Here is a 24,987-nt window from a genome sequence, read left to right on the forward strand (position 1 = left end):
TTAACTGAAAGCGACGCGACATCCCATATTTAAATCGGTAAAAAAACGTCGTTTTACTCCGGAATGGCGCCGGACGCTTTTCCGCGAATTCTTATTTTTAAAGAGGATGCAGCAATGGGGATCAATCTCGGCAAAGGGGAAAGAATTAATCTCTCCAAAGAAGCTCCCGGCATGAAACAAGCCGGCATTGGTTTGGGATGGGATATCAATGCCACGGATACGGGGGCGGAATTTGATTTGGACACTTCGGTTTTCATGCTGGGTTCCAGTGGAAAAATTCCCAATGAGCAATATTTTGTTTTTTACAATAATCAAAAATCGGCGGATGGTGCGGTCGAGCATATGGGAGATAATCGCACTGGACAAGGGTCGGGAGATGATGAGGCCATTCAAATTGATTTGACGCGAGTGGATGCTGCGGTTCGAGAGATGGTTTTTGTCGTGACTATTCACGAAGCCGATGCGAGACGTCAAAATTTCGGACAAGTCAAGAATTCGTTTATCAGAATCTACGACCAAGTTACCGGTCAAGAAGTTGCCAAGTACGAACTGGAAGAGGATTTTTCGCGAGAAACCGCCATCGAATTTGGACGGCTTTATCAGAAAGATGGAGAGTGGAGATTTCAAGCGGTCGGACAAGGCTACAATGCGGGATTGCAAAAATTTGTCGATCAATATGCGTCTTGATGTCTTTTAGATTTTAAGTCGATGATTCGTTCCCGAGTCGCGACTCGGGAACGGGGTTTATCTTTTGGGTTCAGATAGCAGTTCAATTGGGGTCTATTATGGCGATATCACTCGAAAAGATTGAACGGGAAGCTCCCGCGCTGATCGATCTGGCTAAAAAGGCAGATATTTCGATCCAAAAAGCCGATTTGAAAAATCACCGAGCCAAGGTGGCGCTGTGCCTCGACATTTCCGGCTCGATGTCTGGGTTGTATCTGTCAGGAAAAATCCAACGACTCGCGGAAAAAATCCTGGCGTTGGGGTGTCAGTTTGATGATAATGGCGCGATCGACATTTTTTTATTCGGACAGAATCCGCACCAAGTCGGTGCGATGAATTTGGCAAATTTTCAAAATTTCATTGCCGAAGTGCAAGAAAAATATCCCTTGGAAGGGGGGACGTATTACGGCAAGGTGATGAAGAAGATCAGAAGCTTTTACTTTCCTTTGGGGAGGGGTGGAAGTCGAAAATCGCCCGTCTCTTCCAAGCAGCCGGTTTATGTAATGTTTGTGACCGATGGGGCGACCTTTGACGAGTCCGAAACGGAGCAACAAATGCGGTGGTCGTCATTCGAGCCGATTTTTTGGCAATTCATGGCGATCGGCAAGTCTCGCAAGGACGTTCAAGGAGAGGGGTTCTTTGGGTGGCTGGCAAAAACATTTGCCAGCGATTTTACGTTTCTTGAAAATCTCGACGACATGAGCGATCGCCATGTCGATAACGCCGATTTCTTCAGTTTGGAAGATCCGGAAATGATCGACGACGATCGCCTCTATGAATTGCTGATGAACGAATATCCGGGTTGGGTGAAGTCGGCAAAACGAAAACAATTATTGCGCTAATTGTTGGGAATAGCAATGAGCGCTGTTGTCTTGATTTCATGTCCGCTAAAATAGTAGTTTTTATGAAAGCTATTTTTTAAAGAAACCGGGTTTCTACGAGGATGTCTCTGTCGCCATGAGAGATGGACAAAGAAACCCGGTTTCTACTCCCCCACCGGACAATCTCAATATCGCTTGCGGTAGTGCAGCTCGGAAAAAATGATGGTGAAAATCGTGCCGTTGTTTTGTCGCATGGTTATTTCTCCTTCCAGTTGTTCCGTGAGGGTGCAGATGAGTTCCATCCCCAAAGATTCCACATTGTGGAAGTCGAGGTCGGGGGGAAATCCCACGCCGTCATCCTGCACCGTGAGGCCGATTTTGTCATCGGGGAGGCGGTGCAGTTCCAGGCGGACATTGCCGGTTCGGCCGTTTGGAAAAGCGTGTTTGAAGGTATTGGATAACAATTCGTTGACGATCAAACCGCAGGGGTGCGCGGTTTCGATGTTGAGGTCGATCGCCTCCACGTCCAACTCGACGGAGATGCGGTCTTCGGCGACGTTGTAGGACTCGAACAGGTTGTCAACCAAGTTCTCCAAATACTCGCCGAAATCGATGCGATCGAGGTTGGTGGAGCAGTACAGTTTTTCGTGGATGAGCGCCATCGAATAAATGCGATCGCGGCTCTCTTCCAAAACCCGGATCAGGGTTTCATCTTCGAGGTAGTCGCCCTGAAATTCCAGCAAATTGGAAACCACCAACAAGTTATTTTTGACCCGGTGGTGAATTTCCTTGAGCAACACTTCCTTCTCTTGCAGGGAACTGACGAGGCGACTTTCCGCCTGTTTGCGATCGCTGATATCTCGGTACATCCACAGGTGGCCCTGATGGCGATCGCCGATGCCGATGGGGACGTAATCCCACTCCATCGTCCGGCCGTCGGCGAAGCGAATTTCCTCGTTGGTGACGGCTTCTCCGACGCTCAAAATCTCCCGGGACCGGCGCACGAACTCCGTCGGATCGGCGAACAAATCTTGATATTCCCGGGCAAAATTGGAACCATCGTTTCCGAACAATTTTTCCGGCGGTGTCGCCACTCCAAACAGGTCGCAAAACGCCTGGTTAACCAAGACGATACCGTGGATTTCGTCCTCCACCAACACCCCGAATTGCAAGTTTTCAATTAATGTACTCAGCCGGGAAGTCGTCGCCCACAACTGCTCCTCGATGCGTTTGCGGTCAGTGATATCGATGCCGATGGACACCACGGAGCGATCGCGGTCGTACTTTTGAGAAACCAACAAATGGTAGCGGGTTTCTCCGTCCAAATGGGTTTCGATCGTCACCTCGCTGGTTTTCAGTTCCGGCTGGTTGAGGAACTCGCGGACAAATCCGGCGAACCCCCGGGAACTCTCCAAAAATCCCACGTCCCGGCCGACAAAATCCTCCGGAGTCAGGCCGAAGGTGCGGGCGAGTTGTCGGTTCACCCCCTGATAGTAACCTTGGCTGTCGATCCAAGACACGAAACCCGGGACGGCATCCAAAATGGCTTGCAATTGTTCGTTGGTGGCCCGGAGGCGTTCCTCCGCCTGTTTGCGATCGCTGATATCGATCCAGTAGCCGACGATTTCCAGGGGATTTCCCTCGCCGTCCCGGATCAATTTCATCTGGTCGTAAATCCAGCGGTGGGACCCGTCACGGTGCAGGAAACGGTATTCGTGATTGTAATATCCCCGCTCGAACAGGGGGGCCAACCCGACCGCTTGAATGTTCGGCAAATCTTCGGGGTGGATGTGATCCATCCAAAATCCGGGGGCCTTCAATTCCGCGATGTCGTAGCCCAAAATTTGGGTGGCATTATTGCTGACAAATGTAGCTCGGAAGTCCCCCGTCACTTGGAGGCTGTAGAGGATGCCGGGACTCGAAGACAGGAGATATTCCAGCCGTTCTTGACTCACCAACAACGCCCGTTCGGCCCGGGAGCGATCGCGCAATTCCGCCTGTAACCGCTCGTACAATTCCGACTGGTGGATGGCGATCGCCAGTTGTCCGGCCAATTGCTGCAACAGTTCGATTTCCTGGGGTTGCCACTGCCGGGGGCGGGAACACTGGTGGACGATCAGCAACCCCCACAACCCTTGACTTTGGACGATGGGGACGGCAATTTGGGCTTTGATTTCTACCCGTTCCAGGAAGGCTTTCATGCAGGGAGTGACGACTTCCCCATCAACATTATCAACATTGCAAAGTGTATAGGTTTGACCGCGAGTATAGCAGTCGTAACAGTCGGGGGGGAACATCATCTCGGGAAACGCCTCATCTAACATCCGATGACCCTCGGGATCGACCGCTTCAGCCACCGCCGCCCCTGTCAAATCGGACTCGATCCGATACACCAAAACGCGATCAGCATCCAACAGATTTTTCACCTCCGTCACCGTCGTATTTAAAATGGACTCCAAATCCAAAGACTCCCGGATGCGGCGGGTCAGGGTGGCCAGCAATTGTTCCCGTTTGACCTGCTTTTGCAGTTGCTCTTGCACCTGTTTGGAGGCGGTAATGTCGTTCTGAATGCCCAGATAGTGGGTGAGGTTGCCCCGGGAATCGAAAATCGGGGAAATGGTCAGTTCGTTCCAAAACAGACTGCCGTCCCGGCGGTAATTCCGCAGCACCACCGTGCAGCTTTGCCGATTTTTGAGGGCATTTCGGAGGGTTTTGAGAGCGGGTTGGCGGCGGTCTTTCCCCTGTAAGAAACGGCAGTTTTTCCCCAGGACTTCGGCAGCCTTGTAGCCGGTGTTGCGCTCGAAGGCCGGATTGACGAAAATGAGGGGATTGTCGGGGAGGGTGGGGTCGGCGATCGCGATGCCGTTGCTGCTGGCCGCGATCGCCCGCTCGCTCAGTCGCAGCCGCTCCTCCACCCGCTTGCGTTCGGTAATGTCGGCGGCCGCCCCGAGCATCTGTTTGGGGCAACCGTCGGGGGTGCGGGCGAACACCGTATCCCGACTCACCAGCCAGTGCCAGTTTCCCGCCTTGTCCCGCATCCGATATTCGATCTCGAAAATTTCCCCGTCGGCGGCGGTGGCAATTTTTTTGATGTATTCGGGCATTTCTTGAAAGTCGTCCGGGTGCATGAGGCTGGGGAAGAAGCTGTCCCCCATGTTTTGAATTTCGGCGGGGGTGTAGCCTATAAGGTTGCCGATCTGGCCGTTGACGTAAACATTGCGATTTTCGATCAGGTCGTAAATGTAGAGGATGTTGGGACTGGTGTCGGCGATGCGCTCGATGAAGCGGCGGCTCTCTTCCAGGTCGAGTTCGGCCTGCTTGCGATCGCTGATGTCGAAGTTGATGCCGATCATCCGCCGGGGTTCGCCGCCGTCGCCGAGCTGGACGAGGCCGAAGGCTTTCAGGTGGCGGACCGAACCGCTCGGGTGGACGACGCGAAATTCCGTGTCGAATTCCCCGTCCCCTTCCAGGGCTTTTTCGAGGACCGAGATGGCAGTTTGGCGGTCGTCCGGATGCAAGCCGCCGATCCAGGCGTCGTAGGCTCCGCCGAAGTCCGATCGCGCCACCCCGTAGAGTTCATACATCCGGTCGTCCCAGGTCAAAACGTCGTTGACCACATCCCACTCCCAGGTCCCGATCGCCCCGGATTTCAGGGCCAGGGCGAGGCGGTCCGAGAGGTCGCGCAACTGCCCTTCGGTGCGCTTGCGATCGCTGATATCCCGGGCCGCAGCATAGATGCGGTCGCCCACCGGGGTAGACCGCCACTCGATCCAGCGGTAGGACCCGTCTCGACAGCGGTAGCGGTTGACAAAATTGAGGATCGGTTTGTGCTCGGACAGGGTCCCCATCGCCTCCAACGTCGTCGCCACGTCGTCCGGGTGGACCAGATCTAAGAAATGTTGCCCCTCCAACTCGGCGATCGGATATCCCAAGGTGGTTTCCCACTGCCGGTTGAGGCGCAGGAAGCGGCCGTCGAGGTCGGCGATGCACAGCAGGTCCAGGGCGATGGAAAAGAAGCGGTCCAACTCCTCCGTCTTCCGTTCCAGGGCGATGGCCGTCTGTTTGCTCTCGGTGATGTCGAAAATCGCCCCGTCGAGCCAGAGCACGTTTCCGGCGTCGTCGAAAGCCGGCTGACCTTTTTCGTAAACCCAGCGGATGCTTCCGTCGGCGCGGACGATGCGATATTCCAAGATATAAGGGCAGCGGCGGGCGATCGCTTCCCAAACGCCCGCTTCCACCTGTCGCAGGTCTTCTGTGTGGATCGTGCTGGCGTAGGTGCGGACGCGGTTATTGATAAAATCCGAGGCGGGGTGGCCGGAAATGTCCGCGATCGCTTCGCTGATGAATTCCATCGTCCAGTTTTCGTCCCGGGCGCAGCGGTAGATGGCGCCGGGTAAATTCGCCAGCAGGGTGCGGAACCGCCGTTCGCTGGCGGACAGGGTTTCGGCGGCCCGCCGCCCCTCGATCGCCGTCGCCAGGGTGTGGGCGATGCTGCGGAGGAAGTGCAGGTCGTCCGGGCTGAAGGTTTCGGAGTGGCGGGAGTAGGCGGCCACGGTGCCCAAACTTCCGCCCCGGCCGAGAATCGGCAGGCAGACGCCGTAAAATCCCCGCCGGCAGGCGATCGCGTCCGGCGTCGTTTCCCCGTCCCGGCGGTCGCCGGTGATGGAAACTTGCAGATCGACCGGCCCGAAAGCGGGGGTTTGCAGGCCGAGGGTGAGGCGGTTGGGGGACTCCGCGCCCGATTCCAGGATCTTGCAATACTCGACGCCCAGGCCGGAAATCACCATCGTCGCGGCCCGCCGGACGATCGCGCCGATGTCGGGGTCGGAGAGGGCCAGTCGGCCCAATTCGGCGACGATCGCCTGTTGGCGGGCGCGGATGTCTTTGACGGCCTCGACTTGCCGCCGCTCCTCGATTTCTATTCGCAGTTGTCGGTTGCTGTGTTGCAGTTCGGCGGTGCGCCGTTCCACGAGATCTTCCAAGTCCCGGTTGAGCCGTTCCAAGCCGAGTTGGGCCCGGCGGCGATCGCTGATATTGCGGATGATGACGATGGTTTGCCCGTCGAGAAAGGGGACGAACCGGGCTTCGTAATATTCGACGCCGTTTTCGTCTCCCCGGAGGTCGCGACATTCCGGGGTGAGGCAATATTCGACCGCCACCAATCCCCCCGTTTCCCGGACTCGGGCCAGGGCGGTTTCAAATTGGCGGGCCAGGTCGGGGTCGGGCAGGCCGGCGGCGGGGCGGTTGAGGAAGGTTTCCGGCGCCCAGGGGAAGGCGGTGGTCGGGGTGGGTTTGTAGTCCCGGATCATGCCCCGGCCGTCGATGCGGAGGAACAGGTCGGGGACGGCGGCTAAAATGGCTTCGAGTTCGGCATTTTTTTCGTGCAGTTCCCGTTCGGCCCGCTGCTGTCTGACGGCCGCGGTGAGGACGTTGGCGATCGCCTGCAGGAAGTCGATGTCGTTGACGTCGAAGGAGCGGGGGCGATCGGCGTACACCCCCAAAACCCCGAAGGGATCGTCGGGCCGGCCGACGGGGAGGGCGACGCCGGAGATGATGCCGGCATCGCGCAGCTCCTTCGAGCCCCGAAATCGGGTTTCGACCCGCAGGTCGTCCACCGTCACGGGCACTCCGGCCGCGAGGGTATAGCCGGCGTAGGTGTCGGGATCGGCCGGGAGGGTGGCGGCGTTGAGCCGGTCTTCGGGCCACCCCACCCCCGCCCTCAGAAAAAGGGTGCCGCCGTCGGGGAGCCGTTCCAATAGGGCCACATATTTGATTTTGAGGGTGTCGGCCGCGATTTCGGCGGCCTGCCGCAGCAGGGGGTCGAGGTCGGTTTGGGTGAGGGCGGCGCGGCTCAGTCGGGCGATCGCGGCCTGTTGGGACGCCCGGGCGGAACTGATTTCTTCGAGGCACCGGCGTTTCACGCTCTCGGTGCGGGCCTGTTGGAGGAGGGTGGCCTGTCCGATGGCGATCGCGACTTGGGCGGCGAGTTGTCCGAGCAGCTCCCGTTCCCACGCCCGCCACGGCCGGGGACTTTGGCAGTGTTGGACCGCCAACAACCCCCACAACTGCGGCGATTCCGAGGTTTCGGAGGCGAGGAAAATGGGGACGACCAGGTTGGCCCTCACCCCGATCTCTCGCAACAAGTCCCGGTGACAGGGGGTGAGGGAGGCCGTCTCGATATCCGTGATCGCCTGGATGCGCCCGTTTTTGTAACGTTCGGCGAATTCGGCTTCAAAGTGGGGGTCGCAGATCTTCTGCCCGAGGATGGATTCGCACCCCTTGGCAACGGATTCGGCGACGACGAACCCCCCGGAGTGGGGGTCGAGGCGGTAGATGATGGCGCGATCGCACTCGAGCAGGGGGCGGATTTCGGAGACGGCGGTGTTGAGGATTTGGTTGAGGTCGAGGGTCTGCCGGATTTTGTGGGAGAGTTCGGCCAGCAGGCGGACGCCCCGGCGGGATGCGGGTTGGCGGCGACGCAGGTCGCGTTTTTCTTGCTCTAGGCGATCGATGCGAGACTGTAGGTTTTCCACCACGGCGTACCAGTCGCCCGGATCGTCGGGCGAGAGCTCCGAAGCGGGGGCGAACAGGCCGCAAAATTCCCCCCGCTCCCCGGTGACGATCAGGGTCTCGCTTCCCTCCCGTTCCATCCGCCCCCGCGCCTCCCAGAGGCTGGCCGTCCGGGGGATGCAGGGGGGGGGCGATCGCATGAGAGTGCCGGCATTTCCCCCCCCGAAGCCGTCCCGAATCAGCGCGGGCACCAGGTCGGTTTCGGTCACCAGGCCGACGGGGGTGGGTTCTGAGGGATGCCCGGACGGTTCGACGACCGCCACCGCCCCGAGGCGGCGCTCTACGAACAACCGCGCCAAGTCCGGCAGCGATGGGGTCAGGGAAACGGCTAACGGGTTCTTCTCCATGCGATCGCCGACGCGACAGCGTTTGAGGTGGCGCTCGGACGGTTTCAGGAGCGAGTGCAGCCGTTCCCGGGTGACGACGCCCACCACCGCTTCCGTTTCGTCGAGAATCGGCAGGCGATCGACCCCCCACTCCCGCAACGCCGAGAGCAGGGTGAGGGGATTTTCCACCTCCCGCCGGTGCAGGGTTCGCGGATCGGACTCCATCGCGTCGCCGGCGGTCAGGCCGTCGAGTCCCCCGCCGGCCAGGGCGAGGCGGAGCAGATCTCGCCCGCTCAGAATGCCGAGCAATTGATTCTCGCGGACGACCAAAGCGTAGGGCGTTCCGACACCTCCCGTGCCCCGAGTCGGCCCGGATACGTCCCGTTCCCGAGTCGGCCGATACATCCGATCCGCCACATCCGGCACGGGGAGATCGGGTGTTACAGTAAGAAAGGGAAGCTCCATCGCCTTTTCTAGCAGGGGCGAGTCAAAGTTTGTCGTGTTGGATTTCATGGGTATTGGGATGAACCGGGAGCATGATAATCTTGGGTTCGGATTAATTTGATCTTAGCCCTGAAGCTCGGAATCAGTCCGCCTCTGTTGTCTCACAAGGAACGACCCCCCTGAAACTTTTGGTCGGCGAGTTGAGAACCCTCGGAGATCAACACCCCATCCGGCATGATGTCTGGAGCCGGATTTTTCGCTCGCAAACACCCGGCTCGGGAGCATATCCGTTGTGACATTCAACTTTAAATGGATTGATGATTCTCCAAAACATTGATGGTTTCGCCAGTGCAGTTCGGGCTGAACTTGCCCGTTTATATTGGGTCGAAATTGGGCGATAAACACTTGAAGATAACGGTCAAATTTGGGCGGTTTAATCTGTCCGAGAGTCCCCGTATCCATCCACTCTGTATGATTGAGTATGTCGAGTCATCCTAAATTTTGGCAGACGGGTCTGTTGGAAAATCTGATTCTGGAACCCTCCCCGGTGACGATCGCGCCGGAAACGGTTCTGCACGATGCGATCGCGACGATGAGTCGGGGGGCCGTCGATGTCCTGGTCGTCCTTGACAATCAGATTCCCGTCGGCCTGCTGACGGCGGCTGACGTGGTGCGGGGGGTCGCCGAAGGGATCGATTTCACCCGGGTTCCGGTCGCCGAGGTGATGGGTTCTTTAGCCCCCACCGTTACAGCGTCGGAGTTGGCCGATATCTCCGCCCTCTGGCAGTTGTGCGATCGCACGGCCGCGGATTATTTGGTCGTCGTCGGCGACGGGGATGAATTCGCCGGCTTGATTTCTCGCTCGAACCTTTTGAAAAGTATCGACCTCGCCGCCCTCTGGGAGCAGGTCGCACGCCTGGAAGCCGAAAATGCCGAACTGCGCGATATGGGCCGCCAGAGATTTCAAGAAATCGAGCAAGAATTTAACGACCTCAAAAGTCGCTTTATCACGACAGTTTCTCACGAATTTCGCACCCCCCTGACCACCATTTCTTTCTCGGCGGGATTGCTGGAAAATCACGGCAAAAAATTTTCTGACGAAAAACAAAAAACCCATTTCCACCGGATCAAGTTGGGCATCCAGCAGATGACCGAAATGTTGAACGAAATTCTGATCATCGGGCAGGCGGAAGCTGGGAAAATTGTCCCCCATCCCACCGCGATCGACATCGCCCAATTTTTGACGAATTTGATCGAAGAATTTCAACTGACGACGGACAGACACAATTTGATGATGACCGGCCAGACGGACTGTCCTCAAGCCCACCTCGACGAGGATCTTCTCAACCAGATTGTGGGCCACCTCATTTCCAACGCGATCAAATATTCTCCCGAAGGAGGGGATATCAAAATTGACTGGTTCTGCTCGGGCGATCGCCTGATATTTCGCATCCAGGACTGGGGAATTGGCATCCCCGAAAAAGATCGGGAGTATCTGTTCGAGCCCTTTCATCGGGCGAGCAATGTCGGTACAATATCAGGGACGGGCTTGGGACTGCCGCTGGTCAAAAAAGCTGTGGACCTACAGGGCGGAGAAATCATCGTGGAAAGCGAAGAGACCGGCGGCACAACCTGTACTGTCATACTGCCACTGATGCTAAAAAAATGAAAAAAATATTGGTGATCGAAGATGAAGAGCTGGTCCGCGAGAACTTGGTGGACTTGCTCCAAATTGAAGATTTTCAGGTATTGGAAGCCGCCGACGGCCGGCTCGGCGTAAAACTGGCTCAGGAGGAGCAGCCCGACCTGATTTTGTGCGATGTCATGATGCCCAGACTCGACGGCTACGGCGTCCTCTCCCAACTCCGCAAGAATCCGAAAACAGCCATGATTCCTTTTATTTTTATGACGGCTTTGGCCGACCGGACCAACGCCCGCAAGGGGATGGAATTGGGGGCCGACGATTATATTACCAAACCCTGCACGGCGACGGAACTGCTGACGGCGATCACCGTCCGCTTGGAGAAACATTCCGCCGTTCAAAATCATTATCAAAATCAACTCCTTTCCATCGAAGAAAAACTCAATCAACTCATTTATCGCGACGGGGTGACGGAGTTGCCCAACCGGCTGGCCCTGCGCGATCGCTTCCATCAAATTCGGGACGAAGCAGAACTGTTCCGTTCCGGACTGATTCCCATCTTCTGTTTGAGTTTGGATCGATTCAACCGCATCAACGATACCTTGGGCTATGAATTCGGAGAAAAACTGCTGAAAGCCGTGGGAGAACGCCTCCAGAATTTTATCGCCTCCCAAGGTACCGTCGCCCACCTGAACGGTGAAGAATTCGCCGTGATTTTGGAGACGATGAGAACCGAAGCGGAGGTCTGCCAACAGGGAGAAATCATCCGAAATTCTCTGTCCCAACCCTTCTCCATCGACGGACATGAAATTTTTCTGACGGTGAGTCTCGGCATCGCCCTCTACCCCCGCCACGGAACGGAGATTGATTCCCTCCTCAAAAACAGCAAAACAGCCCTGCACGAAAGCCGCCGGCAGAACGGCAATTGTTGGACGATGTATCAGGAAATATTGGATGCAGCCGATTCCGATTATATCGCTTTGGAAGCGGATCTCCAACACGCGATCGAGCGGAACGAATTGCAGCTTTACTACCAGCCTAAAGTGGACTTGAAAACCGGCGAAATCGTCGGGGCGGAGGCGTTGCTGAGGTGGCAGCGGGGCGATCGCGGCTTCGTCTCGCCGGCGGTCTTTATCCCCCTCGCTGAAGAAACCGGTTCCATCGAAGCCATCGGAGAATGGGTTGTAAAAACCGCCTGCCGCCAGCTCAAATCGTGGCAGGCCGTCGGCATCTCGCTGCCGGTGGCGGTGAACATTTCCGCCTGCCAGTTCAACCAAACTAACTTCCGGAAACAGTTGATCGATATTTTACTCCAAGAATCCTTGGATGCCTCCTATCTGGAATTGGAACTCACCGAAAGCGTCTTGGTCAAAAATGAGGAACTGTCGATCCGAAAATTGAATTCGTTGAAAGCTCTGGGGTTGGGAATCGCGATCGACGATTTCGGCACGGGTTACTCCTCCCTCAGCTACCTGAATCAATTCCCCTTCGACACCTTGAAATTGGACCGCTGCTTCGTCCAAAATGTAGACCAAAATCCGAAAACCCAAGCCATCGTCCGGGCGGTGACGGCGATGGCCAAGCAACTCAACCTCCGGATCATCGCCGAAGGGGTGGAAACGGAAGCCGAACTCCGCTTTATCGCCGAAAATCTCTGCGATGAAATCCAGGGTTATCTCTTCAGTCGCCCCCTCCCCGCCGACGAATTTTTGGCCCTGGTGAAAAGCGGGAAAAAATTGCAACTACCCGACTAAATTGCGGTCGTGGGGTTCCATAAAATCAATTTCCGGGCCGAGGGGGACGATGCCAGTCGGATTGATGCTTTTATGGCTTTCGTAGTAATGCCCTTTGATGTGTCGGAAATTCACCGTTTCCGCCACCCCCGGAATTTGATATAAATCCCGCAGATATCCCCACAAATTCCGATAGTCCGCGATGCGGCGGAGATTGCACTTGAAATGCCCCACATAAACGGGGTCAAAACGCACCAACGTGGTGAACAATCGCCAGTCCGCCTCCGTGACGCGATCGCCCGTCAAATACCGCCGCGAAGACAGCCGATCTTCTAACCCATCCAGGGTTTCAAACAGCGGTTTCACCCCCTCTTCGTAGGCGGCTTGGGTCGTCGCGAATCCGGCCTTGTACACGCCGTTATTCACGGTATCGTAAATGCGATCGTTGAGGGCGTCGATCTCCCCCCGCAACGGTTCTGGATAGTAATCCCCCGGTTTCGCCCCCACCCCGTCAAACGCACTGTTGAACATCCGGATAATTTCCGCCGACTCATTGTTGACAATCGTCTGCTTTTGCTTGTCCCAAAGCACCGGAACCGTCACCCGCCCGGAATAATTCGGATCGGCTTTCGTATAAACTTCGTGGAGGTATTTCGCCCCATGAATCGGGTCGGGAATCACCCCTTCCGCCGGTTCAAACGTCCAGCCATTTTCCCCCATGTACCAATTGACGACGGACAGGGAAATCATCGATTCGAGTCCCTTCAACGCCCGAAAAATCAGAGTCCGGTGGGCCCACGGGCAGGCGTAGGAAATATACAGGTGATAGCGTCCGGGTTCGGCTTTGAAGCCGCCGGACCCCGCGACTCCCGGACTGCCGTCGGCCGTCACCCAGTTGCGAAATTGGGACGCTTGCCGGACGAAACGGCCCCCCGTGCTTTCGGTGTCATACCACTGGTCATGCCAGACGCCATCAATCAAAAGTCCCATAATTTTTCACGACTCAATGTATTATTTAAACGTTATTATAAAGCCGTCCCAAATTATTTTAAAAAAATTATGTCTTCCATCCCCTCCGGTTTGATCGTTTCCTGTCAGGCGCCCGCCGACTCCCCCCTCCACGATCGCGAAATGATCGCCGCGATCGCCCAAACTGCTGTGATGCGGGGGGCCGTGGGGGTGCGGATCGACAGCCCCGCCCACGTCGAAGCGGTACGAAAGCGGATTTCCGAACCCATCATCGGCTTGTGGAAACGGCAAATTCCGGGTTATTCCGTCTACATCACCCCCCAATTTGAAGATGCCGCCGCGATCGCCGCCGCCGGGGCGGATATCATCGCGATCGACGCCACATTGAGGAAGCGTCCGGGGGGCGAAACGGTGTCCGATTTGATCGCACAAATTCACGACAAACTCGGCAAATTGGTGATGGCGGATATCGATACTTTAGACGCCGCGATCGCCGCGATCGAAGCCGGTGCGGATGTGGTCGGAACCACGCTATACGGCTACACAGAAGCCACTCAAAACCTGTCGCCCCCCGCCTTTGAACTCCTGGAAGAATTGGCGAAACGGGCGGAGATTCCGGTGATTTGCGAGGGGGGAATCGCATCCCCGGAGATGGCAAAACGGGCGATCGCGTTGGGGGCGGATGCGATCGTTGTCGGCACGGCAATTACCGGCATCGATTACTTGGTAGAGGGATTTAATGAGGCGGTGAAAGCGGCTTTTTCTTGATTCGATGGGGGGTGAAATTTGGGTGCGATCGCACCCCCTAAAATTTCCCATTCTACCCGGTGACAAATCCCTCAAACTTTGCTATAATCGGAACACCACAAGCCCACAATACACTCGGCGTTGGATTGTTGATATGGCTCAGGCAACTCTTACCCCAAAAGTTAAAGACGAAATTACCCGTCTTTCGGAAACCAATAAAGTTGATGCAAAGCTCCTTGAGGAGTTTGCCTATTTTGTAGTCAAAAATTCCGACAAGAAATCCGATAAAAGCGTCAAATCTTTGAGCATCGACGAATTGAAAACAGCAATTTACAATCGCTTTAGTGTTAACAATACCGATGATTTGAAGCGATCGGGTGCCTTTAAAATGGCGACAGAGGGCATGGAAAAATTAAATTTTCGATTCAAATCGAGCTGGGAGTTAATGTATCGAAAATTTATTGGAATATTGCCCCACGAGCAGAATCAAGAAGGGTATGGTTGTATTAACGGAATCGATGTGTTTCAATATTTCAAGCCTTGGCAGGTATTTGGTTTAGACCCTAAAATTGCTACCAAAGATGACATCAAAAAGGCTTATTATCGGTTATCTAAAATTTATCATCCCGACAATCCAGAAACTGGAGACAGGCAAATTTTTGAAAAAATTGAAATCATGTATAAAAGCATTGTATTCGAGTTGTAAATACGTCAATAATTGATATTGTGCGATTAATTTTCGTTATCTATTTTTCGATAAGCCGGTCAATTTTAAAAATAATTGGAAGATAAATTGGCATGAACTTTGACAGCACAACATTTTACATTAAAGACACTCAGCTTAGTATTGCTTTGGACTTGAAACCCCAAAATTTTGATGTGAAGGTCAATGCTATTGCTTCTTCACGCAGTGGAATGGTGGCAATGACAAAAGCTGTACGGTGGATAACTTTATCGACTTTATTGAGTGGCATTATCCGAACAAACATCAAGCCATTTTAAAGTTATACAATAGGCGCAGAATTCTATTGTTGAAATTAAGTCAACTCCAACGCGCATTACCTGCCGGACCCGAACGGGTTGCAGAAACGATGCGACAACTCTCTCTTTTCGATGATTTAGACGATCGCTCCGACTTCTCCTAAACCGACACCAATTCCTGATTCCGGGGGATCTCGTAAGTCATAAAATCGTGAGCCATTTCCGTATTCGGAAAAATCGCCCGGGCTTCCTTCAACAAATCCTCCAAAATGATATCGTTTCCCGGCGCGTAGCGGGGGCTGAAATGGGTCATCAACAGCGTTTTCACCCCGGCGGCAAGAGCCACCTGCGCCGCCATCGTGGAGGTGGAATGGAGGCGCTGAAATGCCATCTCCGCATCAACGTGGGAGAAGGTCGCCTCGTGCACCAAAACGTCCGCACCCTGGGCGAGTTCCACGGCCCCTTCGCAGAAAACCGTGTCGGTACAGTAAACGAATTTGCGGCCGATTTCCGGCTGGCCGCAGAGGGCGGAACCGTTGATGATGCGGCCGTCCGGGAGGGTGACAATTTCCCCCCGTTTCAGTTGGGCGTAAACGGGTCCGGGCGGGATGCCCAACGCCTTGGCTTTTTCCACGTTAAACCGTCCGGGGCGATCTTTTTCTTCCACCCGGTAGCCGAAGGCCGGGACGCGGTGTTTCAGGGGGCCGCAGCGGATGATATATTCGTTATCTTCGTAAATGATGCCGGGTTGGACGGGGTGGATTTTGACGGGGTAGGAAAAATGGGTGTGGGAGTAGCGGATGCAGGATTTGATGTACCTTTCCAAGTCGGCCGGACCGTGGATATCGATGCGGGTGGCATTTCCCGCCAGACCGCAACTGGCGAGTAACCCCATCAATCCGAAAATGTGGTCGCCGTGCATATGGGTGATGAAGATACGGTTGAGTTGGCTGACCCTGAGTTCGCTGCGGAGAAATTGGTGCTGGGTTCCCTCGCCGCAGTCGAACAGCCAAACTTCCGCCCGCTGGCTGGGACGCAGGGCGATGCCGGAGACGTTGCGCGATCGCGTCGGGACGCCGGAACTGGTTCCTAGAAAGGTAATTTGCAAAACTTCGATTCCCCCAATCCAATTTCACTGTGTGTTATAAATCCAGGATGTGGCAGGCACAGACGCACTGCCCCTGAATGCGGCAGGCACAGACGCACTGCCCCTACCACGATTCTATCGGGATTTAATTGTATCTAGGTATACCATCTACCGAATACCGACACCATGACTTCTGGCATCTTTGTAACTTCCCTCGTTTTTCGGCCTCTGAAGCGTTACGGGGGGCTGTCTCTGCTGTTCTGGCTGCTGTCAGTTTCCCCGGCGGCGGCTTCCGTTTTGATGCGGGTGGCGGTGGAAACGGGAGCCTCCCAGGTGAAGGTGGGAAGTTCCACCGCCGCCACGGTTCGGGACGGGAGCGGTCGCGTGTTGGGCCAACTCTCCCAAATGGGGGGAAGCGTCGCCCAGTCCGCATCGGGTCAGGTGGCGATCGGAGAGTGGAAGGCGAGCCAAATTTGGGTGGAACCGGCGGAAAACGGCCAGGTGTGGATCGGGGATGGATGGTATCGGGGGCGGGTGTTGCTCGTGCCCCGCAACGGCGGTCTGACGGCGATCAATTATGTCGATCTCGAACAGTATCTCTACAGCGTCCTGGGGGCGGAAATGGGGGGAAATTGGCCCCAGGAGGCTTTGAAAGCCCAGGCGGTGGCGGCGCGGACCTACGCCCTCTACAAGCGTCAAAATAACAGCGGCGAACTCTTCGATCTCGGCGACGACCAGAATTCCCAGGTGTATCCGGGGGTGTCCGGGGAGTCGGCGGGAACCCAGGCGGCGGTGAATGCCACGGCGGGCCAGGTGTTGACCTACAACGGCCAGGTGATTTTGGCGGTGTTTCACTCGTCTTCCGGGGGGCACACGGAAAATGTGGAGGATGTCTGGGACAACCCGCTGCCCTACCTGCGGGGGGTTCCGGATTTCGATCGCGGTTCTCCGGTGTTCGAGTGGACAAAAACTTTTTCGGTGAGTGACCTCAGCAACCGCATTTCTGGGGTGGGCGAAGTGACATCCATGACGCCGGAGCGGACTTCGGCTTTCGGCAGTGTGATTACTATGAAGGTGGTGGGAAGTGGGGGGACTCGGGTGGTCAGCGGCGAGGATATCGCCCGGGCGTTGGGGTTGCGGAGTACCCGATTTCGGGTGAATCGCAACGGCAGTTCGGGCAATTTTGTGGTCAACGGCCGCGGGTTCGGCCACGGGGTCGGCTTGAGTCAGTGGGGGGCGTATAATTTGGCGAATTCGGGTTACAATTACCAGCAAATTCTCGCCCATTATTATCGGAATACGACTCTGGCACGGATTCAGATTCAGTAAATTATCGGGTCTAGAAACCCGGTTTCTTTCAATATCTGTGCGGGGAAAAAGAAAAGCTTCTAGAAACCGGGTTTCTTTCAATATCTGTGCGGGGAAAAAGAAAAGCTTCTAGAAACCGGGTTTCTTTCAATATCTGTGCGGGGAACGAAAACTCTTCTAGAAACCCGGTTTCTTCTGTCCACAAGGCACTCTTCCCCATTCCGCCAATATCGGTTTAAAATAGAATGTCACGACCCGCAGGATATCGACAGAGAGCAATTATAAATTATGGCACAGTTAAATTACTATAGAGTCTTGGAAATTTCCCCGCAAGCCACCCAGACGGAAATCAAAAACGCCTACCGCCGGCTGGCCAAAAAATTCCATCCGGACAGCCAAAAAGAAACGGCAAATCACGACCGGATTATCAGGATTAACGAAGCCTACGAAGTGCTCGGCGACCCCCAAAAGCGGCGCGGGTACGATCGCACCCTCTCCAGCCGACCCACCGTCAACCGGGGCGCCTCCAGAACCCCGTCCCGGCGATCGCGTCAGACGGCGCGATCGGTGGATTTCGACCTGCAGAGGTGGCTGCAACAGGTCTATCAACCCGTCAATCACAATATTGATCGCATCTTCAAACCCTTCAAACGGGAACTCGACAACTTATCCGGCGACCCATTTGACGACGAATTGATGGCTGATTTTCAAGATTATATCGAAACCTGCCGGGACATTCTCGCCGAAACCCAAACCCTGTTCCGTTCCACCCCCAACCCTTCCAATATCGCCGGAGTTGCCGCCCATTTGTACTACTGCCTCAACCATATCGGCGACGGCATTGAAGAACTGAATCTGTTCACCCTCAATTATGACGATTCCTACCTGCACGCCGGACAGGAATTTTTCCGAATTGCGGAGGGACTGAGGCGGGAAGCCCGGGCGGAAATGAATCAATTTTTCTGAGTCAACGGCGATCGCAGCGCGATGGTTCGGAGCGCGATCGCCCCGGCGGGGATATCGGCCTTGAAAAAGATTGCCAAACTCATTAGATTAGTTGAAACGAACTTAACAAGAAAAAATTAACGTGCTTTTATGGAATGCATTGTCACTCGTCGGGCGCAGTTTTCAGCCAGTCACCGCTACTGGTTGCCGGAACTGAGCGAAGCGGAAAACTTTGAACGGTTCGGGCCGACCGCCCGCGCCCCCGGTCACGGACACAATTACGTCCTGTACGTTTCGATGGTCGGGGAACCGGACGAATACGGCATGGTCTTCAACCTGTCCGATGCCAAGCAGACCATCCGAAAGGAAGTCACCGACCAACTCGACTTTTCCTTTCTCAACGAAGCGTGGCCGGAATTCAAACAGACGTTGCCCACCACTGAATGTCTGGCCCAGGCGATCTGGAACCGTTTGGCCCCCCACCTGCCCCTGACCAACATTCAAGTATTTGAACACCCGGAACTTTGGGCCGATTATCGAGGAAATGGAATGGAAGCTTATTTGACCGTCAGCACCCACTTTAGCGCGGCCCACCGACTCGCCCACCCGGATCTCAGCTACGAGGAAAATTGCCGGATTTACGGCAAGTGCGCCCGCCCCCACGGTCACGGCCACAACTACCACTTGGAAGTCACCATCTGTGGCGACATCGACCCCCGCACGGGGATGATCGCCGACCTGGCCGCCGTCCAACGGGCGATCGCGGATCGGGTGGTCGAACCCTTCGACCACACCTTCCTCAACAAGGATATCCCCCACTTCGCCAAAGTCGTGCCGACGGCGGAAAATATCGCGGTTCACATCCGGGATTTGCTGCAAAATCCGATCCGCGAGTTGGGCGCCGAACTCCACAAAATCAAACTGATCGAAAGCCCCAACAATTCCTGCGAGGTTTACTGCACCCGGTCGGAGGGGCAATCGACCCCCAGTCAAGACCGGGAACCGATCGCGGTCGGGGTGCGATCGATTCCCGATATCAGCCACAATTGAATCCAGACACGGCGGGCATTTGGCCCGCTTTTTTGTCAGGGGAACTGAAATCACCTGAATCTGAGGGTTTCCCCCTTTCCATTCCCCATTCCCCATTCCCCATTCCCTGCCCTGAAATTCCTGAGCGATCGAAATCCCCCCGTAGTTAGGAAGTAGCCGTGAGCCCCCCCGGAGTGCCGGCTCCGAAGGCAGATGGGGGGTCGCGTCGAGCGGTCCGTCGCCCATCCCCCCCATTATCAACAGTGAGATCCATGAGGTTATCGACCATAGCCCTTCTGACCCTGGCGGCCCTGGCGGCTCAGGAATCCCTGAGCGAGGCGAGTCCCGTCCCTGAACAGACCTGGGAAAACAACCCCGTTTCCGAGGCGGAAAATTTTGTCGATGCGATCGATATCGCGACGCCCCAAACCGTCGCTTCCGTGAGCGCCCCCGAAACCTGGAGTCGCCCCCAGTTGGGCGGAGAATCGCCATTTTCAGCGACGGTCGCCTCGACTCAATCCGCCCAACTCAACACCGGGTCGGGTCAATCCGAATTGGGCGCCACGATTATTTTACTCAATACGTTACTTTTGAGCGCGACATTATCGCCCATTTTGACCCTGATGTTTTTCTGGATGGTGCGGCGGTTTGTGATTCGGGAACTCGTGGGCGAAACGGCAAAACGCCTGCGGCAGGTGGACGGCTTGGAAACGCAATTGAAAACCTCCAATCACCGTTCCAGGCGATTGATCCAAGATTTAGAACTGCAAGTTCAAACCGCTCAAAAATCCATCGATTTTCTGACCCGAGAAGCGGAAGCATCGAAGGCTTCGATCCGGGAATTGGAACAACTCAAAGCCCAGTTTATCAGCCAGTTGCAGGGGATGATCGCAGAGGTGCGGCAGGCGAAAACCGAGGCCTTGGGACGGGTGGAAAAGCCGACCGTGCCGACCCCTAAAACGCCACCGAGCGCGCCGAAACCCGCGCCGAAACCGCAGGCGGCGACGATCCCACAGAAGAAGCATTCCCCGCCTCATCAATCGTTGATTGCGGACGATTATTTGAAACAGGGAGAAGCGCTGATTTCTCAACGCAAATATACGGAAGCGATCGCCGCGTGCGATCGCGCCTTGGAACTCAACCCCAATTTGGGGGAAGCCTGGTATCAGCGGGGCAATGCCCTGGTGCGGTTAAAGCGCCATTCGGAAGCCCTCGGGAGCTATGATCGCGCCCTCTCGATGCAGTCCGGGCGAGCGGAAACCTGGTACAATCGGGGCAACGTGTTGGTGCGCCTGAAGCGCTACTATGAGGCTCTGGAGTCCTACGATCGCGCCCTAAAAATCCGACCGGACGATTACGAAGCTTGGCACAATCGGGGGGCCTTGCTGCGGAAATTTAAGCGGTATGAAGAAGCGATCGAGTCCTACGATCGCGCCATCGCGGTGGAACCGAACCACTACGAAACTTGGCACAATCGGGGTAATGTATTGAGTAAATTGCGGCGCTACGAGGAGGCGATCGGGTCCTACGACCGCGCCATCCAAATCAACGCCGGCCAATTCGAGATCTGGGCGAATCGGGCGATCGCCCTGTGTCACCTGAACCGATACGCCGACGCGGTGGCGTCCTATGAACAGGCGATCGCCATCCATCCGAAAGAACCGGAATTGTGGAGCGCCCAGGGGGCACTTTTTGCCAAGTTGCGGCGGTACTCTGAGGCCCTGGAATCCTACGATCGCGCCACGAGTCTCAAACCGGACAATTATGCGGCGTGGATGGCGAGGGGGGAAGTGTTGGGGGCGTTAAAAAAATACGACGATGCGGTTGCCAATTGGGACCGGGCGATCGCTTTGAAACCGGACGCCGGCGACGCCTGGCGCCGGCGGGGAATTTGTTTGGAAAAATTGCAACGCCACGACGACGCGATCGCCTCTTTCGACACCGCGATCGCCCTGAAGCCGGACGACGCGGAAAGCTGGCGGCACCGGGGGGCCCTGCTGTCGAGACTCAACAAATACCAGGAGGCGATCGCTTCTTTGGGAAAGGCGATTTCCATTCAAAAAGAGTTGCGAAATGGCAAAGTTGAGGGCGACTCGCCGACGCAACAGAACGGCTTTTCTGCGGTGGCCACTTAATTGATACCGTTTCGTCGATAGAAAAGCACTCGGAGTTCCCGATGACCGATGACCGATGACCGATGACCGATGACCGATGACCGGCGCGCCACGCTATTCTCGCCAAAAAAAATCCCCTGGCCGTAGCCGGGGGAAAGCCATCAGGGTGCATCTATGATTGATATTTCCTGTCCTGGGTGAAGCGATCCGGGAAATTTTTAAAAAAGACGTGCGCGAACTGGAAATCCCCGCAATCCGGCGATCGCGGGGATGTTGTTCGGTATTGCACCCACAAATATCAGGCGATGATGGTGTCGGGATTAACATAAAAAACCGCCACCGTCGTATTTTTTACGGATATTTTAATCTTTTGAGCCAGACGCATCAGCGAAACCGGTTCCTGAAGCAGAGACTTCGAGGTGGCGATCGCTTCTGCGAGATCCTGACTCATGCACTGAATGTGCAGAACACCCCACCGCCGATATACCTTACATTGCCCCAAGGGCTTGAGCTGTTGCAGTTCCGCTTGGTTCTCCCGGTAGAAGTCCCAGATCAATCGTGTTAACTGTGAAGGTCTTCTCATGTCACTGATGGCAATAACATCACATTCAGCAGTATCGGCGCCCACAAAAATTGTTAAAGTGCGCGTTCTTATATTACTCATTGAAACTCATATTTCGGATTCTGAGTATGACTTCGACACAAGACTTAATAAGCGAATGATCGCGACAACTTGGCTTTAAAAGCTAAAAGCCAATTGTGACACGAGTTTGGAGTGGCGGCCTCGTCAATTCCATGTAACAAAATTGAAAATGATCTTTACAAAACGCGATAAACGTGAGATGAGCTGTCCTCTGACCTTTGCCTTTTAGTCGCCGCAATACACCACCAAATCGATCTCGACATCGCCGAAACCCGCCAGTCCCAAGACCCCCACCGTCGTCCGGCAGGGGAGGCGTCCGGCTTGGAAGTAGGACGCATAGACGGCGTTAACCGCCTCGTAATAGCGAAAATCCGTCACGAACACCCGGGACATCACGACGCGATCGAATCCCGTCCCAGCCTGTTCGAGGACCAATCTCAAGTTTTCCATCACCCGCCGCGTCTGTTCTTCGATGGGTCCGGTGACGACTTCCCCGGTTTGGGGATCTTCCGAAAGCTGGCCGGTCACGAAGAGAAAATCTCCCGCCCGCACGGCGTGGGAATAGGGCGCAACCGGGGGAAGCAGGTTGTCGGGGAGGGTGAGATATTCCAGCATGGGGGCGACCAGAGGGTTCGAGTTCGACTTCACTTTAAATCAAACCGGTTCGGTTGCCCACAGTTTTTCCAAAATTTTCTCACAATTCTCTAAATTTTCTAAAATTGGCGACATCGCGCCCATTTCCCACGATCCGCAAATCGCACCCCCCGCATCGGTCGGCCGCCGTGATAGGATATTAGTTTTGCAATAACTCTTACACACGACTTGCACCGAAGGAGATCTCCGCTATGGCCCGTATGTACTACGATGCCGATGCCAACCTCGACCTATTGGCCGGTAAAACGATCGCGATCGTCGGTTACGGCTCCCAAGGCCACGCCCACGCCCTCAACCTCAAAGACAGCGGCATGAACGTCATCGTCGGGCTGTATCCGGGGAGCAAGTCGGCCGCCAAAGCCAAAGATGCCGGACTGACGGTGTACCCCGTGGACCAGGCTGCCAAACAGGCGGATATCATCATGATCCTGCTGCCGGACGAAGTGCAAAAAACCGTCTTCAAAAACGAGATCGAACCCAACCTCAGCGAAGGCAAAGTGTTGGCATTTGCCCACGGATTCAACATCCACTTCGGCCAGGTCGTCCCCCCCGAAAATGTGGACGTGATCATGGTGGCGCCCAAGGGCCCCGGACATCTGGTGCGCCGCACCTACGAGGAAGGCCAGGGCGTCCCCTGTCTGTTCGCGGTGTACCAGGATGCCTCGGGACAGGCTCGCGATCGCGCGATGGCCTACGCCAAGGGCATCGGCGGTACCCGGGGCGGCATCCTGGAAACCACCTTCCGGGAAGAAACCGAAACCGACCTGTTCGGCGAACAGGCGGTCCTGTGCGGCGGCTTGAGCGCCCTGATCAAAACCGGATTCGAGACCCTCGTCGAAGCCGGCTACCAGCCTGAACTGGCCTATTTCGAGTGCCTCCACGAAGTCAAACTGATCGTGGATTTGGTCGTCGAGGGCGGCTTGGCGCAGATGCGGGACAGCATCTCCAATACCGCCGAATACGGGGATTATACTCGCGGCCCCCGGGTCGTCAACGAGGCCACCCGCCAAGAAATGCGCCAGATCTTGAAAGAAATTCAAAGCGGCCAGTTCGCTCGGGAATTCGTGTTGGAAAATCAATCCGGCAAACCCGGTTTCACAGCCATGCGCCGCCAGGAGGCCGAACATCCCATCGAGGAAGTGGGCAAAGACCTGCGGGCCATGTTTAGCTGGCTGAAGAAGAAAGCCTAGGGCGCGGCGCGGGAGTCGGGAGTCGGGAATAGGGAATAGGGAATAGGGAATAGGGAATAGGGAATAGAAAGCAGAGCCCCTTTGCTCCCTCCGCTTCCTCTGCTTCCTCCGCTTACCGAAGCCCCTTAGCCCCGCCCCACCTAATCTTCTTCGGCGGGTTGGCCTTTTTGCTCCAACTGTTCCACATCCTTTTCCCGCTGTTCGTTGAAATTCTGAGGAGTCAGCCAGTCGGGGACGAGTCCGACCAAAAACTCGCGGCTCGTCTGGCTTGCACTCCGGACGGACTTCGGCAGGAATTCAAAACTATCTCCGGAGGTGATAAAGGTAATCACCAAAATGATCAACGCAGTCCCAAGAATTTTTTTAGGGGTCATATCGCACCATTGGGGATGAAATGTTATCGCAATTTACCATCGCCGAAGTCGGTGGAAATTCAAGTGACCGACTCGCCACGACCGGCCAAAATTGTCATCTACAAAGAATTATAGACACCGGCAAAACCCAATTCCCTGACCGGAGGACTCAGTCCCAGGAGAATGGAAATCGCGTCGTGTTAAGGTATCACAAACCCGCGACCGATGTCTCATGTTCAGAACCTTACTTCAACTGCTGGTTGCCATTCCCGCATCTTTGCCCGACGTGCTGCAACTGCCGGCAGTCCGCAATCCGATCGCGATCGCTTTCGGGGCGGTCGCCGGGGCGCTGTCCCGCTATTATCTGACCCTGTGGTTTGTCGAGCGATTCGGGGTGGCCTTTCCCTACGGCACGTTGTTGATCAACCTCACCGGATCGATGGCAATGGGTTTTTTCGTCCCCCTCGCCCTCAATTCCGGAATCATTTCTCCGGAAGTTCGCCTGATCGTTGCGGTGGGCTTTCTGGGATCTTACACCACCTTTTCCACCTACGAACTGGAAACGTATAATTTATTTCAACAACAGCGTTTTGCGATCGCGGTTTTGTACTGGGCCGGCAGCGCAATTTTGGGGGTATTGAGCGTTTTGCTGGGGACGATGTTGGCGCGATCGCTGCTGCGATGAATGGGGGGGAGTCGGGAGTC

The 24,987-nt window shown here is 55.6% G+C and carries 18 protein-coding genes; 12 read left to right on the plus strand and 6 right to left on the minus strand.

Annotated features, from left to right (window positions below; all coding sequences use genetic code 11):
• Positions 1-114 precede the first annotated feature (114 nt).
• Positions 115-687, plus strand: a complete 573-nt coding sequence (locus AC0QHF_RS07225; RefSeq protein ID WP_324703560.1) for a TerD family protein — start codon at positions 115-117, stop codon at positions 685-687.
• Between the two features lie 98 nt (positions 688-785).
• Positions 786-1,568: a VWA domain-containing protein gene (locus AC0QHF_RS07230; protein ID WP_324703522.1), complete on the plus strand. Its 783-nt coding sequence runs from the start codon at positions 786-788 to the stop codon at positions 1,566-1,568.
• Between the two features lie 164 nt (positions 1,569-1,732).
• Here the strand turns inward: AC0QHF_RS07230 and AC0QHF_RS07235 are convergent, their stop codons facing one another.
• Positions 1,733-8,956, minus strand: coding sequence for a PAS domain S-box protein (locus AC0QHF_RS07235; protein WP_324703523.1), 7,224 nt, complete (start codon positions 8,954-8,956; stop codon positions 1,733-1,735).
• A 412-nt stretch (positions 8,957-9,368) separates the two neighbouring features.
• Here AC0QHF_RS07235 and AC0QHF_RS07240 point away from each other — a divergent pair, with 412 nt between their 5' ends.
• The gene (locus AC0QHF_RS07240) at positions 9,369-10,556 is read left to right on the plus strand and encodes an ATP-binding protein (protein ID WP_324703524.1); all 1,188 of its coding nucleotides are present in this window, start codon (positions 9,369-9,371) and stop codon (positions 10,554-10,556) included.
• On the plus strand, positions 10,553-12,283 hold the full coding sequence (locus AC0QHF_RS07245) for an EAL domain-containing response regulator (protein WP_324703525.1): 1,731 nt from the start codon (positions 10,553-10,555) through the stop codon (positions 12,281-12,283). Before AC0QHF_RS07240 ends, AC0QHF_RS07245 begins: the two co-directional genes overlap by 4 nt.
• Here AC0QHF_RS07245 and AC0QHF_RS07250 read toward each other — a convergent pair.
• On the minus strand, positions 12,272-13,252 hold the full coding sequence (locus tag AC0QHF_RS07250) for a glutathione S-transferase family protein (RefSeq protein WP_324703526.1): 981 nt from the start codon (positions 13,250-13,252) through the stop codon (positions 12,272-12,274). The two genes, AC0QHF_RS07245 and AC0QHF_RS07250, sit on opposite strands and share 12 nt — an antisense overlap.
• A 69-nt stretch (positions 13,253-13,321) precedes the next feature.
• On the opposite strand from AC0QHF_RS07250, the gene AC0QHF_RS07255 reads away from it, so the two are divergent.
• Positions 13,322-13,999, plus strand: a complete 678-nt coding sequence (locus AC0QHF_RS07255) for an N-acetylmannosamine-6-phosphate 2-epimerase (RefSeq protein WP_324703527.1) — start codon at positions 13,322-13,324, stop codon at positions 13,997-13,999.
• Positions 14,000-14,132: 133 nt separating this feature from the next.
• Positions 14,133-14,684 (plus strand): DnaJ domain-containing protein, encoded by a 552-nt coding sequence (locus AC0QHF_RS07260; protein ID WP_324703528.1) that lies wholly within the window; start codon positions 14,133-14,135, stop codon positions 14,682-14,684.
• A 435-nt stretch (positions 14,685-15,119) separates the two neighbouring features.
• Here the strand turns inward: AC0QHF_RS07260 and AC0QHF_RS07265 are convergent, their stop codons facing one another.
• The gene (locus AC0QHF_RS07265) at positions 15,120-16,067 is read right to left on the minus strand and encodes a ribonuclease Z (RefSeq protein ID WP_324703529.1); all 948 of its coding nucleotides are present in this window, start codon (positions 16,065-16,067) and stop codon (positions 15,120-15,122) included.
• A 165-nt stretch (positions 16,068-16,232) separates the two neighbouring features.
• Here AC0QHF_RS07265 and AC0QHF_RS07270 point away from each other — a divergent pair, with 165 nt between their 5' ends.
• From AC0QHF_RS07270 to AC0QHF_RS07285, 4 genes are all read left to right on the plus strand, one after another.
• On the plus strand, positions 16,233-17,375 hold the full coding sequence (locus tag AC0QHF_RS07270) for a SpoIID/LytB domain-containing protein (RefSeq protein WP_324703530.1): 1,143 nt from the start codon (positions 16,233-16,235) through the stop codon (positions 17,373-17,375).
• A gap of 267 nt (positions 17,376-17,642) precedes the next feature.
• Positions 17,643-18,320 (plus strand): J domain-containing protein, encoded by a 678-nt coding sequence (locus tag AC0QHF_RS07275; RefSeq protein ID WP_324703531.1) that lies wholly within the window; start codon positions 17,643-17,645, stop codon positions 18,318-18,320.
• A gap of 129 nt (positions 18,321-18,449) precedes the next feature.
• Positions 18,450-19,349, plus strand: coding sequence for a 6-carboxytetrahydropterin synthase (locus tag AC0QHF_RS07280; protein ID WP_324703532.1), 900 nt, complete (start codon positions 18,450-18,452; stop codon positions 19,347-19,349).
• Between the two features lie 251 nt (positions 19,350-19,600).
• Positions 19,601-21,463 carry a tetratricopeptide repeat protein gene (locus AC0QHF_RS07285; protein ID WP_324703533.1) on the plus strand — a complete coding sequence of 621 codons (1,863 nt, stop codon included), beginning with the start codon at positions 19,601-19,603 and terminating at the stop codon, positions 21,461-21,463.
• 277 nt (positions 21,464-21,740) lie between these two features.
• On the opposite strand, the gene AC0QHF_RS07290 is transcribed toward AC0QHF_RS07285, so the two are convergent.
• Together AC0QHF_RS07290 and AC0QHF_RS07295 are read right to left on the minus strand one after the other, a co-directional pair.
• Complete coding sequence (locus tag AC0QHF_RS07290; protein WP_324703534.1) at positions 21,741-22,025, minus strand: hypothetical protein; 285 nt, start codon at positions 22,023-22,025, stop codon at positions 21,741-21,743.
• Between the two features lie 285 nt (positions 22,026-22,310).
• The gene (locus AC0QHF_RS07295) at positions 22,311-22,733 is read right to left on the minus strand and encodes a RidA family protein (RefSeq protein WP_324703535.1); all 423 of its coding nucleotides are present in this window, start codon (positions 22,731-22,733) and stop codon (positions 22,311-22,313) included.
• Positions 22,734-22,930: 197 nt separating this feature from the next.
• On the opposite strand from AC0QHF_RS07295, the gene ilvC reads away from it, so the two are divergent.
• A complete protein-coding gene (gene ilvC / locus AC0QHF_RS07300) occupies positions 22,931-23,929 on the plus strand; it encodes a ketol-acid reductoisomerase (RefSeq protein WP_324703536.1) in 999 nt (332 codons plus the stop codon).
• 140 nt (positions 23,930-24,069) lie between these two features.
• On the opposite strand, the gene AC0QHF_RS07305 is transcribed toward ilvC, so the two are convergent.
• Positions 24,070-24,303 (minus strand): hypothetical protein, encoded by a 234-nt coding sequence (locus AC0QHF_RS07305; protein ID WP_324703537.1) that lies wholly within the window; start codon positions 24,301-24,303, stop codon positions 24,070-24,072.
• A 211-nt stretch (positions 24,304-24,514) separates the two neighbouring features.
• Between AC0QHF_RS07305 and crcB the strand changes: the two genes are divergently transcribed.
• A complete protein-coding gene (gene crcB / locus AC0QHF_RS07310) occupies positions 24,515-24,967 on the plus strand; it encodes a fluoride efflux transporter CrcB (RefSeq protein WP_324703538.1) in 453 nt (150 codons plus the stop codon).
• Positions 24,968-24,987: the final 20 nt, after the last annotated feature.

This window comes from Lyngbya sp. CCY1209 (genome assembly GCF_055795065.1).

What these genes read in the sequence shown, in the direction of transcription:
- AC0QHF_RS07225 (WP_324703560.1), top strand. Translation starts at nt 115, where the DNA reads ATGGGGATCAATCTCGGCAAAGGGGAAAGAATTAATCTCTCCAAAGAA.
- AC0QHF_RS07230 (WP_324703522.1), top strand. Translation starts at nt 786, where the DNA reads ATGGCGATATCACTCGAAAAGATTGAACGGGAAGCTCCCGCGCTGATC.
- AC0QHF_RS07235 (WP_324703523.1), bottom strand. Translation starts at nt 8,956, where the DNA reads ATGAAATCCAACACGACAAACTTTGACTCGCCCCTGCTAGAAAAGGCG.
- AC0QHF_RS07240 (WP_324703524.1), top strand. Translation starts at nt 9,369, where the DNA reads ATGTCGAGTCATCCTAAATTTTGGCAGACGGGTCTGTTGGAAAATCTG.
- AC0QHF_RS07245 (WP_324703525.1), top strand. Translation starts at nt 10,553, where the DNA reads ATGAAAAAAATATTGGTGATCGAAGATGAAGAGCTGGTCCGCGAGAAC.
- AC0QHF_RS07250 (WP_324703526.1), bottom strand. Translation starts at nt 13,252, where the DNA reads ATGGGACTTTTGATTGATGGCGTCTGGCATGACCAGTGGTATGACACC.
- AC0QHF_RS07255 (WP_324703527.1), top strand. Translation starts at nt 13,322, where the DNA reads ATGTCTTCCATCCCCTCCGGTTTGATCGTTTCCTGTCAGGCGCCCGCC.
- AC0QHF_RS07260 (WP_324703528.1), top strand. Translation starts at nt 14,133, where the DNA reads ATGGCTCAGGCAACTCTTACCCCAAAAGTTAAAGACGAAATTACCCGT.
- AC0QHF_RS07270 (WP_324703530.1), top strand. Translation starts at nt 16,233, where the DNA reads ATGACTTCTGGCATCTTTGTAACTTCCCTCGTTTTTCGGCCTCTGAAG.
- AC0QHF_RS07275 (WP_324703531.1), top strand. Translation starts at nt 17,643, where the DNA reads ATGGCACAGTTAAATTACTATAGAGTCTTGGAAATTTCCCCGCAAGCC.
- AC0QHF_RS07280 (WP_324703532.1), top strand. Translation starts at nt 18,450, where the DNA reads ATGGAATGCATTGTCACTCGTCGGGCGCAGTTTTCAGCCAGTCACCGC.
- AC0QHF_RS07285 (WP_324703533.1), top strand. Translation starts at nt 19,601, where the DNA reads ATGAGGTTATCGACCATAGCCCTTCTGACCCTGGCGGCCCTGGCGGCT.
- AC0QHF_RS07290 (WP_324703534.1), bottom strand. Translation starts at nt 22,025, where the DNA reads ATGAGAAGACCTTCACAGTTAACACGATTGATCTGGGACTTCTACCGG.
- ilvC (WP_324703536.1), top strand. Translation starts at nt 22,931, where the DNA reads ATGGCCCGTATGTACTACGATGCCGATGCCAACCTCGACCTATTGGCC.
- AC0QHF_RS07305 (WP_324703537.1), bottom strand. Translation starts at nt 24,303, where the DNA reads ATGACCCCTAAAAAAATTCTTGGGACTGCGTTGATCATTTTGGTGATT.
- crcB (WP_324703538.1), top strand. Translation starts at nt 24,515, where the DNA reads ATGTTCAGAACCTTACTTCAACTGCTGGTTGCCATTCCCGCATCTTTG.